The sequence below is a fragment of the uncultured Parvibaculum sp. genome, assembly GCF_963975745.1.
Lineage (GTDB): Bacteria > Pseudomonadota > Alphaproteobacteria > Parvibaculales > Parvibaculaceae > Parvibaculum.
Genome location: NZ_CAXBIB010000009.1, coordinates 1 through 14,833, shown reverse-complemented (window position 1 = coordinate 14,833; position 14,833 = coordinate 1). Strand labels below are relative to the sequence as shown.

At 62.4% G+C, this 14,833-nt stretch carries 14 protein-coding genes and 1 tRNA gene; 6 read left to right on the top strand and 9 right to left on the bottom strand.

All coding sequences use genetic code 11. The features are described 5' to 3' along the window. Window positions 1-69 precede the first annotated feature (69 nt). Window positions 70-621: a hypothetical protein gene (locus AAC071_RS08670; RefSeq protein ID WP_339831719.1), complete on the top strand. Its 552-nt coding sequence runs from the start codon at window positions 70-72 to the stop codon at window positions 619-621. An 88-nt stretch (window positions 622-709) separates the two neighbouring features. Then, window positions 710-1,546: a hypothetical protein gene (locus tag AAC071_RS08665; RefSeq protein ID WP_339831718.1), complete on the top strand. Its 837-nt coding sequence runs from the start codon at window positions 710-712 to the stop codon at window positions 1,544-1,546. 91 nt (window positions 1,547-1,637) lie between these two features. On the opposite strand, the gene AAC071_RS08660 is transcribed toward AAC071_RS08665, so the two are convergent. From AAC071_RS08660 to purT, 9 genes are all read right to left on the bottom strand, one after another. Further along, a tRNA-Lys gene (locus AAC071_RS08660) sits at window positions 1,638-1,713 on the bottom strand. Window positions 1,714-1,868: 155 nt separating this feature from the next. Then, window positions 1,869-3,017 carry a rod shape-determining protein RodA gene (rodA, locus tag AAC071_RS08655; protein WP_339831717.1) on the bottom strand — a complete coding sequence of 383 codons (1,149 nt, stop codon included), beginning with the start codon at window positions 3,015-3,017 and terminating at the stop codon, window positions 1,869-1,871. Continuing rightward, window positions 3,017-4,903: a penicillin-binding protein 2 gene (mrdA, locus tag AAC071_RS08650; RefSeq protein ID WP_339831716.1), complete on the bottom strand. Its 1,887-nt coding sequence runs from the start codon at window positions 4,901-4,903 to the stop codon at window positions 3,017-3,019. Before mrdA ends, rodA begins: the two co-directional genes overlap by 1 nt. Before the next feature lie 23 nt (window positions 4,904-4,926). Continuing rightward, a complete protein-coding gene (mreD, locus tag AAC071_RS08645; RefSeq protein WP_339831714.1) occupies window positions 4,927-5,460 on the bottom strand; it encodes a rod shape-determining protein MreD in 534 nt (177 codons plus the stop codon). Window positions 5,461-5,464: 4 nt separating this feature from the next. Continuing rightward, window positions 5,465-6,388, bottom strand: a complete 924-nt coding sequence (gene mreC, locus AAC071_RS08640; RefSeq protein ID WP_339831713.1) for a rod shape-determining protein MreC — start codon at window positions 6,386-6,388, stop codon at window positions 5,465-5,467. 80 nt (window positions 6,389-6,468) lie between these two features. Then, window positions 6,469-7,509 (bottom strand): rod shape-determining protein, encoded by a 1,041-nt coding sequence (locus tag AAC071_RS08635; RefSeq protein WP_293507255.1) that lies wholly within the window; start codon window positions 7,507-7,509, stop codon window positions 6,469-6,471. A gap of 393 nt (window positions 7,510-7,902) precedes the next feature. Next, window positions 7,903-8,862 carry a LysR family transcriptional regulator gene (locus AAC071_RS08630; RefSeq protein ID WP_339831710.1) on the bottom strand — a complete coding sequence of 320 codons (960 nt, stop codon included), beginning with the start codon at window positions 8,860-8,862 and terminating at the stop codon, window positions 7,903-7,905. 189 nt (window positions 8,863-9,051) lie between these two features. Next, the gene (locus AAC071_RS08625; protein WP_339831709.1) at window positions 9,052-10,002 is read right to left on the bottom strand and encodes a calcium/sodium antiporter; all 951 of its coding nucleotides are present in this window, start codon (window positions 10,000-10,002) and stop codon (window positions 9,052-9,054) included. 111 nt (window positions 10,003-10,113) lie between these two features. Next, window positions 10,114-11,313, bottom strand: coding sequence for a formate-dependent phosphoribosylglycinamide formyltransferase (gene purT / locus AAC071_RS08620; RefSeq protein ID WP_339831708.1), 1,200 nt, complete (start codon window positions 11,311-11,313; stop codon window positions 10,114-10,116). 111 nt (window positions 11,314-11,424) lie between these two features. On the opposite strand from purT, the gene AAC071_RS08615 reads away from it, so the two are divergent. From AAC071_RS08615 to AAC071_RS08600, 4 genes are all read left to right on the top strand, one after another. After that, a complete protein-coding gene (locus AAC071_RS08615; protein ID WP_339831707.1) occupies window positions 11,425-11,754 on the top strand; it encodes a metalloregulator ArsR/SmtB family transcription factor in 330 nt (109 codons plus the stop codon). A gap of 238 nt (window positions 11,755-11,992) precedes the next feature. Continuing rightward, entirely contained in the window at window positions 11,993-12,892 is a 900-nt protein-coding gene (locus AAC071_RS08610; protein WP_339831706.1) for a cation diffusion facilitator family transporter, read from the top strand. A gap of 275 nt (window positions 12,893-13,167) precedes the next feature. Further along, window positions 13,168-13,935 carry an alpha/beta hydrolase gene (locus AAC071_RS08605; protein ID WP_339831704.1) on the top strand — a complete coding sequence of 256 codons (768 nt, stop codon included), beginning with the start codon at window positions 13,168-13,170 and terminating at the stop codon, window positions 13,933-13,935. 376 nt (window positions 13,936-14,311) lie between these two features. Next, the gene (locus AAC071_RS08600; protein ID WP_339831701.1) at window positions 14,312-14,749 is read left to right on the top strand and encodes a globin; all 438 of its coding nucleotides are present in this window, start codon (window positions 14,312-14,314) and stop codon (window positions 14,747-14,749) included. Window positions 14,750-14,833 lie beyond the last annotated feature (84 nt).

Here is a 14,833-nt window from a genome sequence, read left to right as displayed (position 1 = left end):
TTTTTTTTGTGAACGCGGTTTGCCGCTCAGCCTATATTCGCTGGAGGCATGGGAAGCGGGGGAAAACAAATGAGCCTTTCCGATCTCACCAATATCGGCGGCTTTGTCAGCAGCCTGGCGGTTCTGGTTTCACTGGTCTATCTGGCGCTGCAAATCCGCCAGAGCGCGAAGAACCAGAAGGCGGCAATCCACAATGAGCGAAACGGTCATCTCCTTGGTCTGCTTGCCAGCAGCTATGCCGACAAGCAGATCATGGATGTTTGCGTAAGGGATTTGAACGCCGATACCACGCTTTCGCCGGTCGAGTGCAACCAGTTCGTGCATGTGAAGCTATGCTTTTTCAATTTCTATCAGGAATATTTCCTGATGTTCATGGACGGGATGATCGGAAAGGAGCGCCACACCCACACGATGAACAATCTGAAGATGGATGTGACGCGGCCGGGAACCCGGGCAACATGGAAAACGATCAGAGGCGGATTCGATCCTGCATTTGCCGCTCATGTGGATGGCTTCGGTCGCGAGACCTCCCCGGTGGACAATGGCGACAACTTCGCTACGCCTTTTTTGCACTTCGCCAAGCTCGAACGAGCAGCGCTCGCGGTACCGCCCGGTGAATAAATCTTCGAAGGGAGGAGGAGCCGGCCGCCAATCGAGACGCGGCTCTGGCTGGCCGTTCGGGCCTGTCTTCTGCTTGCCGAAGAGCACCGTGCTGGGCCCGCTTACCCTTGCCGGCCTATCGACCGTTCTTCTTGCCGCCTGCGCGGTAGCAACGCCTGCGGAACGCAACGCCGAAGCCGACAGGATCGCAAGCAGGGCCACGCTTGCGCCGCTGCTGATCGAGACGACCGTCTTCGATCTTCATGCTCGGCTGCGCGCCATGGGCAATGTCCCCCGACTGACCGTCTATATCGAGGGTGACGGCTTCGCCTGGCGCAGAAGGAACGAACCATCGACAGATCCGACACCGCTTGACCCCGTCGCCCTTCGCCTCGCCGCAGCGGACGACGCAGACGCCGTCGCCTATCTAGCCCGCCCCTGCCAGTTCACAGGCGGCGAAAAGGCGCGGAACTGCGAGAATGCGCTCTGGACATCGGCGCGATACAGCGAAGAGACCCTCGCGGCCATGGATGCCGCCATCGGCGCGCTGAAGGAAAGGGCCGGCGCGTCGAAGATCGCCCTTGTCGGCTATTCGGGCGGCGGCACCGTCGCCACGCTTCTCGCGATACGGCGTGACGATATCGTCTGGCTCAAAACAGTAGCCGCGCCGCTCGATACGGATGCCTTCACCGCGCACCACAATGTAAGCCCGCTATCGGACTCCCTGAACCCCGCCGACATTGCCGCCGCGCTCGCAAATCTGCCGCAGATCCATTATGCGGGAAGCGCTGACAAGGTCGTACCTGCCAGCATCAACCGGGATGTGGTCGCACGGCTCGATGTCGGCGGCTGCGCCATGCTGCAGATTGTCCCCGGTCCGACACACGACCGGGGCTGGGCTGAAATTTGGCCGGAACTCGTGAGGACGACGCCCGCCTGTCGCTGACATTGCGATGAAGACTGGCTCGAGGAAGCTCTTCGGCGACACGCTGCACCGCGGCCCGCTAATACTGGAACGCTTTGATTCGGGAAAGGATTGGTGGGCGCACCAGGACTCGAACCTGGGACCCGCTGATTAAGAGTCAGCTGCTCTACCAACTGAGCTATGCGCCCGCCGTGCCGCCGGACATGGCGCCGGGGCAATCGGTGGAAACCACCATCCCGGCCACGCGTTTCGTGGGGGAGCGGTGCCTATAGCAAAGGAATCAGGGCCTGTCCAGCGGCGGCCGAAGCGACCGGGAAACGCCGGCCCGGCCGCCCGAACCGGGTCACCAGAAAGCGCTGGGTCCGCGAGAAATTTCGACGTTGCGATGAATATAGACACTCATCAGAAGGCCGAAGGCAAACATCAGCGACAGCATGGCCGTGCCGCCATAGGAGACCAACGGCAAGGGCACGCCGACGACCGGCAACAGACCCATGACCATCGCTGTATTGATGAAGACGTAGAGGAAAAAGGTCATCGAAACGCCGATCGCCAGCAACCGGCCGAACTGGTTGCGGCATTGCATGGCCACGTTGAGCGAGAACATCAGCACTATGAAATAGAGCGCCATCAGGGCCAGCCCGCCCGCAAGGCCCAGCTCCTCGCCCAGCATCGTGAAAATGAAGTCGGTATGTTTTTCCGGCAGGAAGTTCAGCTGGCTTTGCGTTCCCTCCATGAAGCCCTTGCCAAAGACACCGCCGGAACCCAGAGCGATCTTCGATTGAAGAATATGGTAACCGGCGCCGAGCGGATCCTGCTCGGGGTCGAGAAAGGTAAAAACGCGCCTCTTCTGGTAGTCGTGCAGCCGACTCCAGACGACCGGAACCGTCGCGAGAACCAGAATGCCGGACATGATGAAATAGCGCCAGCGCAACCCTGCAGCAAAGAACAGGACGGCACCCGAGGCCATAAGGAGAATCGCAGTGCCGAGATCCGGCTGCAGGACGACCAGACCGACCGGCGCGGCAATCAACAGGACCGGAATGACGAGGTTGCGCATGCGCGAGACCTCTTCAAGCGTCAATCCGTGAAAATAGCGCGCCAGCGCCATCAGCAAGGTAACCTTCATCACTTCGGATGGCTGAATCTGGATAAATCCGAGATTGAGCCAGCGTTGCGCACCCATGCCTGTAAAGCCCACGATCTCGACTGCGACAAGCATGACAAGAGCCGCACCATAGAGCGGATAGGCAAGCCGCATCCAGAGCCGCAGGTCGATCATCGCGACAATCAGCAGAATGCACACGCCGACAGCGAAGCGGAGCGCCTGCCGATAGGCCCAGGGCGAAAAGCTGCCCTCGGCAACCGAATAGAGCATCGCAAATCCGATCGACGCGATCAGCACCAGGAGCAGCAGGAAGCCCCAGTTGAACTCGATCAGCTTATCGGCAAGCCGCATCTCGCGGCCGGTGAAACGCCTGAGATCGAGCATCAGCCTTCCCTCGTCTTGCCGGCGGCACCTGGCGGCACGACCGCCTGGGGCCGCTCCGGGCTGCGCATCAGGACCTCACGCATGATGTCCCGCGCGACAGGCGCAGCGGCGCCGGAACCCGAACCACCATGTTCGATAATGACGGACATGGCATACCGGGGCGCATGCACCGGAGCAAAGCAGACAAAAAGCGCGTGGTCGCGAAACCGCCACGCCAGATCCTCGTTTCGCAGGACACCGGTCGAACGCTCGGCACGGCTGATCCGACGAACCTGCGCCGTACCTGTCTTGCCGGCGAGTTCCATGCCGGGATCGGGAATGCGCGAGCGAAACGCCGTGCCCCCGGCTTCATTCGACACGGCGTTCATTCCCTCGCAGGCAACCTTCAATGCCGCCTCGCTGACACCGAGCGATGATGGACGCGGCGTCGGCAATAATTGACCGCCGATGGCACGCGTCAAACGCGGCTTCACGGCATGGCCGCCATTTGCAAGTCGCGCCGTCATGACAGCAAGTTGCAGCGGCGTCGCCAGCAGATAGCCCTGCCCGATGCCGGCAATCACGGTCTCACCCTGGTGCCATGGTTCGCCGCGCGTTGCCCGTTTCCAGTCTGGCGTCGGGACGAGCCCCGCCTTCTCGCCGGGAACTTCGAAACCGTAGGTTTCTCCCAGGCCGAATTTCCGTGCCATCTCGGAAATCGCATTGATGCCGATGCGCCGTGCGATGTCGTAGAAATAGACGTCGCAAGAATACTTGATGGCTTGATGCATGTTCATCGCACCGTGGCCGCCCTTCTTCCAGCAATGGAAGTCGTGGCTGCCAAGCGAGTAGTGACCGGGACAGACAACACGCTGCGCTGGGTTGATTCCGGCTTCGACCGCCGCTGCGGCCACCACCATCTTGAACGTCGAACCGGGCGGATACATGCCGGCCAGTGCCTTGTTGACCAGCGGCTTGTATTCATTGTCGACCAGCGCGCGCCATTGCTCGTTGCTGAGCCCCATATTGAACTGGTTCGGGTCATAGGCCGGAGCTGAAACAAAGGCCAGGACGTCGCCTGAGTGAATATCCATGACGACGGAACCAGCCGACTCTCCTTTCAGCCGGTCCCAGGCGAACCGCTGAATATCCATGTCGAGCGTCAGCACAACCTCGTCGCCGGGCTTGCCAGGATCCTTGGCGAGCTCCCGGATCACACGGCCATAGGCATTGACTTCGACATGGCTGGAGCCTGCGGTCCCGCGCAACTCCTTGTCGTAGGTTTTCTCGATCCCTTCCTTGCCGATGCGAAATCCCGGCAGACGCAGCAATTGACGATCGGTCTGCGCCTCAGCCATGTCCTTCTCCGACACCGATGCGACATAGCCCATGATATGGGCAATTTCTTCACCATAAGGATAATCGCGTGTCTCGCCGACATCCGGAATGATCCCGGCGAGATCCGGCTCGTTGATGTTGACCTGCGCAAACTGATCCCAGGTAAGACCCTCGGCGACGGTCACCGGCATGAACCGGGGTGAACGCTGAACGTCGCGCAGAATGCGTCGCCGGGTAAAATCGTTGATCTCGACGATCCGCGACAGCCGGTCGAGCGTTTCCTCGATATCCGGTGTTTGCTCGGCAATCATCATCGCCCGGAAGTTCTGCCGATTGGAGGCGAGTACGCGCCCGTAGCGATCGACGACATTCCCGCGTAGCGGCGCCAGAAGCCGCATGCTGACACGGTTTTCCTCGGCCAGCATCGTGTACTGGTCTGATTTGAGTACTTGCAGATAGTACATGCGACCGGCCAGCACCACGAATGCAATCCCCTGAAGACCGCCCAGCAGCGCCGCACGCCGCGTGAAGGTCTGATAGCGATTGCTGTCGCGGCCGCTTATCTGCATTTGTTACGCCCCATGGTTCCGCCTCAGCTTCCCGGCAGAACGCGCGTCTGAATCCGCCCGAAAATCATAGCGAAGATCGGAAAGATCGCCACAGTCAAAACCATATGCTGCACCAGGGAGAAAGGCGGCACCGGCATGCCATGGAACACAGAGACAACAATCCAGGAAAGCGCTCCGGCAAATGTCGCGACGATCAGGAACCCGAACCAGAACACCGTGAAGGGCGCATTGACCACGAGCACGCGCTGCGAAACGACGACGGCATAGGTGGCAACATAGACAAAGGCCCAAAGACCGATAATGCCACCGGACAGCAGATCGAAGAGCAGGCCGACTGCAAAAACCGCGAAAGGTGGGAACATTTCAGGCCGAACGATCGCCCAGTAATAGATCGCCATCAAAGCAAAGGCCGGCGTAAGCGGCGAACCGAAAATCCGGCCGAACGGCACGAAGGAGAGCAACACACAAACAAGACCCATGACAAAGGGCGCAACGATCATGAAGACACGACCGGCACGGGCGGCGGGTGTGGGCGAATAGGGATCGAGGCGCGCCATGATACTACTCCGTCACGGTCGATGCAGGCGCGGCCACCGCCGCGGCATCGGAACCAGAGGAAACCGGCGGACCAATCAGGACTTCGGGTGGATCCTGTCGCTCGACCCTGGACGGAAACTCGTATTGAAGGACGCGCACGAAATCCAGCCGGCCCCGGTCGGAGAATGTCTGGACACGAAGGTTGCCGTCACTGGTCTGAATGACCAGACCAACAGGCAGGCCCGGCGGTATGAGCCCGCCATCACCGGATGTCACGACCCTGTCGCCCGGCGAAATGGCACTGATATTCGTCAGATATTCGAGCCGCGGCCAGTCGGTGTTGTCGCCCGCAAGCACCGCCTTGTAATGCGCAGGCTCGATGACGACCGGAACGCGGCTGTTGAGGTCGGTCAAGAGCAATACGCGGCTGGCTTTCGGACCGGTCGACACGATCCGCCCGACCAGACCGTCCGTATCGATGACAGCCTGCCCGCTCTTTGCTCCCGATTCACGCCCGACATTGACCAGAACCGTGTCGACAAACGGACCGCCCGCGTCGGACACCGCGCGACCGCTGATATAGTTGATCGACGGGTCGATCTGGACGTTGAGTAGTGCCTCGTAGCGCGCCACGCGGGCCTCGAGGTTGAGCGCCCGTTCCTTCCATTCGAGCAACCGGGCGTTCTCGGCTCTCAGACGCTCGTTCTCGTCGAACACATAGGCATATTCGTCCGTTCGTTCGATCACACGACGTGCGGCTGCCACAGGTCGCGACGCGACTTCGAGAAGCGGTGCAGCCATGTCGGTGACAACCTGACGCGCCTGATCGAAGACATAGGTCTCGGCACGACCGAGCAGCAGCAGCGCAGCCGCCAGCGTCAGCATGAAGACAAGCGAGATTCTGTGGGAAAACTCGCGGAACGGCAAAGCTGTCCGGTTCGGGTCCATGGGAACTTAATGCTCTTTCACTGCCGAACGGCCCACCTTGCTCCTGCTTTTTCGCTCCTCCAGCGGAGCAGGCACGCGCCCTAGTATACCGATGACAGCACGTGCTTCATCGTACGAATATGTTCGAGGGCCTTGCCCGTCCCGAGCGCAACACAGGACAGCGCATCGTCGGCGATGCTGACAGGCAATCCCGTCTCGTCACGCAACACCTGATCGAGATTGGCAAGCAACGCACCACCCCCCGTCAGAACGATACCCTTGTCGACGATATCGGCCGCAAGTTCGGGCGGCGTCGCCTCAAGCGCAACCTTGACTGCTTCGACGATGGCGCCGACGGGCTCGGCGAGGCTTTCGGCAATCTGTCGTTGGCCGATCGCGATTTCCTTGGGCACACCGTTCATCAGGTCGCGGCCCTTGATCTCGATGGTCATGCCGTCGCCATCCGGTGGAATGGCCGCAGAGCCGACTTCCTTTTTGATGCGCTCGGCACTTGCCTCGCCCACCAGAAGATTATGATGGCGGCGGATATAGGCAATGATGGCTTCATCCATCTTGTCGCCGCCGACGCGCACGGAACGCGCATAGACGATACCGCCCAGCGACAACACTGCGACTTCGGTCGTGCCGCCGCCGATATCGACGACCATCGAACCTGTGGGTTCGGTCACGGGCAGCCCGGCGCCGATCGCGGCTGCCATCGGCTCCTCGATCAGATAGACGCGGCGCGCGCCGGCCGACAGCGCCGACTCCTGGATCGCGCGACGCTCGACTGCCGTCGACCCCGATGGCACGCAAACGATGATCTGGGGATTGGCGAAGGAACGACGGTTGTGAACCTTGCGAATGAAATGCTTGATCATTTCTTCGGCGATTTCGAAATCGGCGATCACACCGTCCCGCATCGGTCGGATCGCCTGGATGTTGCCCGGCGTGCGGCCAAGCATCATCTTGGCCTCCTCGCCGACGGCAAGCACTTGCTTCTTTCCGCCCTTTTCAATGATGGCGACAACCGACGGTTCGTTCAGAACGATCCCCCGGCCTTTGACATAGACGAGAGTGTTCGCCGTGCCGAGATCGATTGCCATATCGGCCGAGAACATGCCGAGCAGACCGGAAAGCATGTTTTTTTATTCCCTTGAGAGAGTGCTGCCGGACACCGGAGACATCGCGGCCACGAAAATCAGAGTTTCGCCACTTATGGTGGCATTTCGGTTAATACGCCGTCCAAAAACACCCGGCACGATCCGGGATCGACAACCGCGAAAAACACGGCGAGCAATAAGACCCTCACCGATTCTCAGCCTACGAATGTCGTGGGTCGAAACTGTGGCGAGATCGCAGCTGCAAACGGCCCCCGCTTCGATACACGCAACAAGGCCCGGGCCGATGCCGCACCAACGTAGCGGCCCGAAAATTAAGAGCGCGTTAAGGCTAACCCGTCCCGCATCTGCAAAGGATTCTTACGCCAGATCGGCGCGGAAAGGCAACGACAAAGAGGAAATTTTCACGGCTTTTCAATGGTTTGGATGGAGCTGGCGTGGCAGTTCCATAACTTCCTGCGCACGACCCTCCAGCGCTCCGCGATGACGCTTCACCGCATCGACGACGAATTCCATCACGGCCCGAACATGGGCCAGTTGGGCAAGGTCGTTGCGTGCAAGCAACCACATTTCCAGCGCACCCAGCAGATCGGGCCCGAAGACCCGCTGGAGGCCAGCATCGGCATCGGCAAGGATACACGGCAAGGCGGCAAGGCCGAGCCCGCGCCGGGCCGCTTCGGCACGGGCTGCTACGCTGGACGAACGCAGCGCGACCTGTGCCGACTTTTCCGCCCGCGAAAACCACCAGACCGGCCCCAGCGGTGTTTCGGCGCGCGGAAAGCCGATCAGATCGTGGCCGGCGATGTCGGCCATCTGGCGCGGATGCCCGCGCTCTTCGAGATAGGACGGGATGGCATAGAGCCCGTAGGCCATGTCGCCAACCTTGCGCATCAGCATGTCGCCCTGTGTCGGCCGCGCCAGACGCAGGGCCACATCGACATCCTTGAGTGGATTGCCGATGCGCGGCGCGGCGCCGGCCGCGGCAAGACGCGGATCGGTGACGATCTCGAGTTCGAGACCGGGATGCGCCTGCCGGAAGGACGGAAGTTCGGGTGCCAGCAGCGTGGCGGCAACGACATCGCTGGCCGCCAGCCGGACGATGCCCTCGGCACCGCCGCCGGCGGCTGCGAAATCGCGCGGCAGGGCCGACAGGCGCCGGTCGACGGGCTCCAGTGCCTCGACGAGCTTTTCTCCTGCAGCTGTAAGGCGATAGCCGGTGCGCTCGCGCTCGAACAGCCGCGCGCCGAGATCGTCCTCCAGCGAGGCGACACGGCGCAGCACGGTGGTCGTGTTGACGCCAAGCTGCTGGCCGGCGCCCGACAGGCTGCCCGCCCCCGCCACAGCCAGAAAGAACCGTAAATCGTCCCAATTCATGGACTTGAGCCCTGCCACCAGACCGAAACCGAGGGTTGCGTAAACAGCATAGGGGTCTTGCATCACCATTGAAATGCGAAAAAGCAATGGTCGATTTGCAGGAAAGAGGTATGTCGGGGGCAATTGTGACAGCACAGCGGAATGACCGCTTACCCCCCTCTGTCACGCAACTGTCACGAAACTGTCACATTAGCGCAGAAGGAAGGCGAGATAGGCCCCGTAGCCGACCAGCAGCAGCAGCGACTCGATGCGCCCGAGCCGTGCCCCGGTGAAGGCGAAGAAGAGGAACACCAGTGTCGCCCCGCCCATGACCCAGATGTCGAACGAGGCGATGTCGGCCGGCACGGTGATCGGCTTGACGACGGCGACCGTGCCGGCGATGCCAAGCACGTTGAAGATATTGCTGCCGACCACATTGCCGATGGCGATCTCGGATTTGCGGCGGAAGGCGGCAAGGACCGAGGTTGCGAGCTCCGGCAGCGAGGTGCCGATGGCGACGACGGTCAGACCGATCACCGAGTCGGAGATGCCGAAGCGGTCGGCCAGCACGACGGCACTGTCGACCAGCAGCGAGGCGCCGGCGACCAGTGCGACGAGACCGCCCAGCGCCATGACCAGTTCGATCAGCAACCCGAAACGCGGACCCGCCTGCAGGAAGGCCGCCTCGGCCGCATGCATCTCGGCGGTGCCGTCCTGACATTTGCGGTCGGCGCGGTAGGTATAGACGAGATAGGCGGCCAGCAGCAGCAGGAAGGTGATGCCGACGCCGCGCGACAGGAAGCCGTAGACGCAGACGACGGTCATCACCGCGGCGGCCGCCAGCATCATCGTGCCATCGCGCTTCAGCGTGCCGCGCTCGACGGTCATCGGCCAGACGAGACCGGCAATACCGAGAATGAGAAGGATATTGGCGATGTTGGAGCCGACGACATTGCCGACCGCAATGCCGGGATAGCCGCGAAAGGCGCCTTCGAGGCTGGCGACCAGCTCCGGCGAGGAGGTGCCGAACCCGACCAGGGTCAGTCCGATCAGAAAGGGCGAAACGCCAAGCCGCGTCGCAAGTCCGGCCGCGCCCTTGACCAGAAATTCGGCGCCGCCCAGAAGCAGCACCAGACCGAGAACCAGAAACAGCAGCGTCAATCGCCGACTCCTTCGTTTGCCCGCTCTGCTTCAGGAACGAAACGGACAGGGCAACCGGCTGCTAGAGATAGGACACTTGGCAACGCACCGCGAGTCCCGGCGGGAAATAAATTATCCGGCCACGGGCTTCACGAGGCCGGCCGCCTGTTTTGCCCGCACCCGCGCCTCGTCCGCCGTCGCCGCGCGCGCCAGCGCGACGCCCATGCGCCGCTTCGCAAAGGCTTCAGGCTTGCCGAACAGCCGCACTTCGGTGCCCGGCAGCGCCAGCGCCTGATCGAGCCCTTCGAAGGCAATGCCCTTCGCATCGCATCCGCCATAGATAACGGCGCTGGCACCCGGCGACACCGTCTCGACCGACACCGGCAGACCGAGCACGGCACGCGCATGCAGCGCAAATTCGCTCTGATACTGGGTCACCAGCGTGACGAGACCGGTGTCGTGCGGACGCGGACTGACTTCGGAGAAGCAGACCTTGTCGTCCTTGACGAACAGCTCGACGCCGAAGATCCCCCGGCCGCCCAGCGCGTCCGTCACCTTCCTGGCGATCTCGCGCGAGGCCCGGAGTGCCTTTTCGCTCATTGCCTGCGGCTGCCAGCTCTCGACATAATCGCCCTTGACCTGACGATGGCCGACCGGCGCGCAGAACTGCGTCTCGAAGCCACCGCCCTGCCCCCTGGCGCGCACAGTCAGCAGCGTGATCTCGTAGTCGAAATCCACCATGCCCTCGACAATGACACGCGGCGCCTCGACGCGGCCGGCCGCCATGGCATGGTCCCAGGCCTTCTGCACCCCGCCCGGCGCCTCGAGCAGGCTCTGGCCCTTGCCGGAGGACGACATGACCGGTTTGACGAAACAGGGAAAGCCGATGCCGCCGTCGATCGCGGCTTTCAGTTCGGCAGCACTCGACGCAAAGGCATAGGGCGACACCGGCAGACCGAGTTCCTCGGCCGCCAGACGGCGGATGCCTTCGCGGTTCATGGTCAATTGTGTCGCCCGCGCGGTCGGGATCACTTCGGCAAGACCCTCGGCCTCGATCTTCGCCAGTTCCGCCGTCGCGATCGCCTCGATCTCGGGAATGACGATATGCGGCCGTTCCTTTTCGATCAGCGCCCGCAGCGCCTTGGCGTCGGTCATCGCGATGACATGGGCACGATGGGCCACCTGCTGCGCCGGCGCGTCGGCATAGCGGTCGACCGCGATGACCTCGACGCCATAGCGCTGCAGCTCGATGGCAAGTTCCTTGCCGAGCTCGCCTGAGCCCAGCAGCATGACCCGCGTGGCCGACGGGGAAAGCGGCGTGCCGATGCGCATGGGGGCCTCCTTGAACCGTTAGGGCGGCGGGTCTAGCACGGATCGGCGGGGCTTGTGCAGCCCGCTTTTCAATGCTAACAGTTGAACACATATTCAATTGTATGGCTCATCATGGCAGTTCCGAAGACCCTCCGGTCCGCACCGCTCCCGCTCGACGACGACAAGACGGCCGAGCTGGCCGACATGTTCAAGATGCTGGGCGATCCGAGCCGTCTGCGCATCGTCGTGGCGACACTGGATGGCCCGCGCGCCGTCGGCGACATCGCCGCCGCCCTCGGCCTCTCGGTCTCGCTGGTCAGCCACCATCTGCGCCTGTTGCGCGCGACGCGCCTCGTCAGCCCCGAGCGGCGCGGCAAGCAGATTTTCTACCGCGTGCATGATGCGCATGTCGCGCATGTGATTTCCGACATGATCGCGCATGTGAACGAGGAGGCGGAATGAGGATGCGCGCTGCACCTGCCGTTGAAATCTTCCCACCCTCCCCTCGGGGAGGGTCGACAATTTGCGAGCGGCACGCGCGCAAATTTCGGGGCGGGGGCCGCAGCCGGCAACTCGAGTACAGTCGTCAGCGTGTACTTCGCTCGAACCGCTGCACCCCCGCCCCAAACGGCCTTCGGCCGTTTGACCCTCCCCGAGGGGAGGGGGGGAAGAGATGCCGAGAGCGAATGGAAGAAATGAAATGAGTACGCACCACCATCACGCACACGATCACAGCCACGCAAACGAGCGTCGCGTGTTCCTCGCGATGTGGCTGACCGGCACTTTCATGGTGGTCGAGTTCATCGGCGGCGTGTTCTCGGGCTCGCTGGCGCTGATCGCCGATGCCGGCCACATGCTGACCGATACCGGCGCGCTGATGCTGGCATGGGTGGCGACGCGGCTGGCACGCAAGCCCGCCGACATCGCCCGCTCCTATGGCTATGGCCGCGCCGAGACGCTGGCCGCCTTCACCAACGGCATCGTGATGCTGGGTCTTGTCGGCTGGATCCTCTTCGAGGCGGCAACGCGCATTCTCGAACCGCGCGAGATCCTGGCCGGGCCGATGCTCGCCGTCGCCATTGCCGGCCTTGCCGTCAACATCGTGGCGCTGAAACTGCTGCATGGCGGCGACGGCAATCTCAACATGCGCGGCGCGGCGCTGCATGTGATGGGCGACCTTCTGGGTTCGGTCGCGGCAATCGCGGCGGCGCTCACGATCCTCTACACCGGCTTCACGGCGATCGACCCTATCCTTTCGGTGCTGGTGGCGCTGCTGATCCTCAGAAGCGCCGCGTCGATCATCCGCGAGGCGGCGCACATATTGATGGAAGGCGCCCCCGAAGACGCGCACGGCGGCGACATCGCCGGCGACCTGATGGCCGAAGTGCCGGGGCTGGCCGACGTGCATCACGTGCATGCCTGGTCGCTGAGCCCCGAACGCAAGATGGCGACGCTGCATGCCCGCCTCGCGCCCGATACCGACGCCGGCACAGCGCTGACCGCGATCAAGACAAGGCTGGCGGAGAAATTCGGCATCGGCCATGCGACGGTGCAGATCGAGGCTGCCGATTGCCCGGATGATGCGGGGCATGGGAGTTGAATTGGACAAACAGCAACGTCCCACCCTCCCCTCGGGGAGGGTCGACATTTTGCGAGCGGCACGCGAGCAAATTTCGGGGCGGGGGTGCTGCCGAAAATTCGGCCACATTCGATGGCGAGTGCTTCGCCCGAAGCGCATTCCCCCGCCCCAAACGGCCTCCGGCCGTTTGACCCTCCCCGAGGGGAGGGTGGAAGGCTGTAAAGATGCCTTGTAATTTCCCCGCGCAATTTATGCTGCAATGCGGTATGATCGTGCTCAGTATGCAAGGGGCGGCAATGGCTTACATCATCGGTAATCGGGACGACCTCGACGAGAAGCAAACACCGTCGCGGGAGCCGGGCTGGCTATCATGGCTCGGCGAGCTGCGCGTCTTTGCCGAGATGGGCGCGCTGGCGCCGGCGCTGCCGGCGCTGCTCAACGCCCCGCGCGGCGACGGCCATGGCGTGCTGGTGCTGCCGGGCATGCTGACCGGCGACGAGGCGACTTTCGTGATCCGCCGCTATCTCGACCAACTGGGTTATGCGACGCATCCCTGGAACCAGGGCCACAACTGGGGCCCGAGCCGGGCGCTGCATGAGGCCCTGCGCGAACGCCTGCGCGAACTGGCGACACGCTACGGCCGCCGCATCAGCCTGGTCGGCTGGAGCCTGGGCGGCATCTATGCGCGCGAACTCGCCCGCGAATACCCGCAACTGGTGCGTCAGGTCGTGACGCTGGGCAGCCCCTTCGGGGCCGACCACGATCCGGGTGGCCACATCAACGGACAGGTCAACGGCCACAGCGCCGAACGCGCCACGCGCCGCCGCATCGCCCCGCCGGTGCCCTGCACCGCGATCTATTCGAAAAGCGACGGCGTAGTGTCGTGGGAAGACTGCCGCGAAGCCAATGGTCCGCAGACGGATAATATCGAGGTCACGGCCACCCATCTCGGCATGGGCGTCAACCCGATGGTCCTCTGGGCCATCGCCGACCGTCTGGCGCAGGCGGAAGGCGCCTGGAAGCCGTTTGACCGCACGGGCTGGCATGGGGTGGTTTACGGGTGAGGGGTTCCCTCCACACCCGTCATTGCCGGGCTTGAGCCACTGCCGTCCGGTTAAGCAGAGTCGGCTGCGAGAATGAGGCTTCCAATACAACCCCAAAGCCGTCATGGCCCGATTTATTCGGGCCATCCACGTCTTTGCGGCATTCAAAGGAGAAAGAAAGACGTGGATGACCCGGACGAGCCGGGTCATGACGTTTAAATTTGGATTTGAAAACTAAACCGGAGAGCAGTGATTCAAGTCCGGGCATGACGAATGCAAGGGTGTGCAGGGGCAAACTGTACCGCACAATTCGTCGCACCCGCTGACCGCGGCTTTCGCCGGGATGACATTGGTGGTGTAGTCTTCCTCAAAACAAGAACAAGGAAGGGAGGCACCCATGAGCCTGAACGAACAACAAAAACAACTGATCGAACATTCGATCGAGCGCGTGGCGGAAGTAGCCGGTGATCCGAGCCCGCATGTCTATGCGCGGCTTTTCGCGCAGGCGCCCGAAATGGAGCCGCTCTTCATCCTCGACACCGACGGCAATGCGCGCGGCCACATGCTGATGGAAGCACTGGATTGCATTTTCGATTTTCTGGGACCGCGCACCTATTCGACGACGCTGATCCAGAGCGAGCTGATCAATCACGAAGGCTTCGGCGTGCCGCCGCGCATCTTCACGACCTTCTTCAACGTGGTGATGGAGACGTTCCGCGAACTCCTCGGTGCGGAATGGACGGCCGAAACGGATGCCGCATGGGATGCGTTGCTGACCGATCTTGACGCCGTGGTGGCGGAGCAGGCGAAGAAATTCGGCGTGGCGGCGGTTTGAGGCGTGGTTTCTTCCCACCCTCCCCCTGAGGATTCCTCTGCAAAAGAGAGTGGCATTTGGATTGTAGTGATGATTCCCTGTTTT

Coding starts and splice junctions, on each gene's coding strand:
- AAC071_RS08670 (WP_339831719.1), top strand. CDS start 70: ATGAGCCTTTCCGATCTCACCAATATCGGCGGCTTTGTCAGCAGCCTG.
- rodA (WP_339831717.1), bottom strand. CDS start 3,017: ATGCTCGATCTCAGGCGTTTCACCGGCCGCGAGATGCGGCTTGCCGAT.
- mrdA (WP_339831716.1), bottom strand. CDS start 4,903: ATGCAGATAAGCGGCCGCGACAGCAATCGCTATCAGACCTTCACGCGG.
- mreD (WP_339831714.1), bottom strand. CDS start 5,460: ATGGCGCGCCTCGATCCCTATTCGCCCACACCCGCCGCCCGTGCCGGT.
- mreC (WP_339831713.1), bottom strand. CDS start 6,388: ATGGACCCGAACCGGACAGCTTTGCCGTTCCGCGAGTTTTCCCACAGA.
- AAC071_RS08635 (WP_293507255.1), bottom strand. CDS start 7,509: ATGCTTTCCGGTCTGCTCGGCATGTTCTCGGCCGATATGGCAATCGAT.
- AAC071_RS08630 (WP_339831710.1), bottom strand. CDS start 8,862: ATGAATTGGGACGATTTACGGTTCTTTCTGGCTGTGGCGGGGGCGGGC.
- purT (WP_339831708.1), bottom strand. CDS start 11,313: ATGCGCATCGGCACGCCGCTTTCCCCGTCGGCCACGCGGGTCATGCTG.
- AAC071_RS08615 (WP_339831707.1), top strand. CDS start 11,425: ATGGCAGTTCCGAAGACCCTCCGGTCCGCACCGCTCCCGCTCGACGAC.
- AAC071_RS08610 (WP_339831706.1), top strand. CDS start 11,993: ATGAGTACGCACCACCATCACGCACACGATCACAGCCACGCAAACGAG.
- AAC071_RS08605 (WP_339831704.1), top strand. CDS start 13,168: ATGGCTTACATCATCGGTAATCGGGACGACCTCGACGAGAAGCAAACA.
- AAC071_RS08600 (WP_339831701.1), top strand. CDS start 14,312: ATGAGCCTGAACGAACAACAAAAACAACTGATCGAACATTCGATCGAG.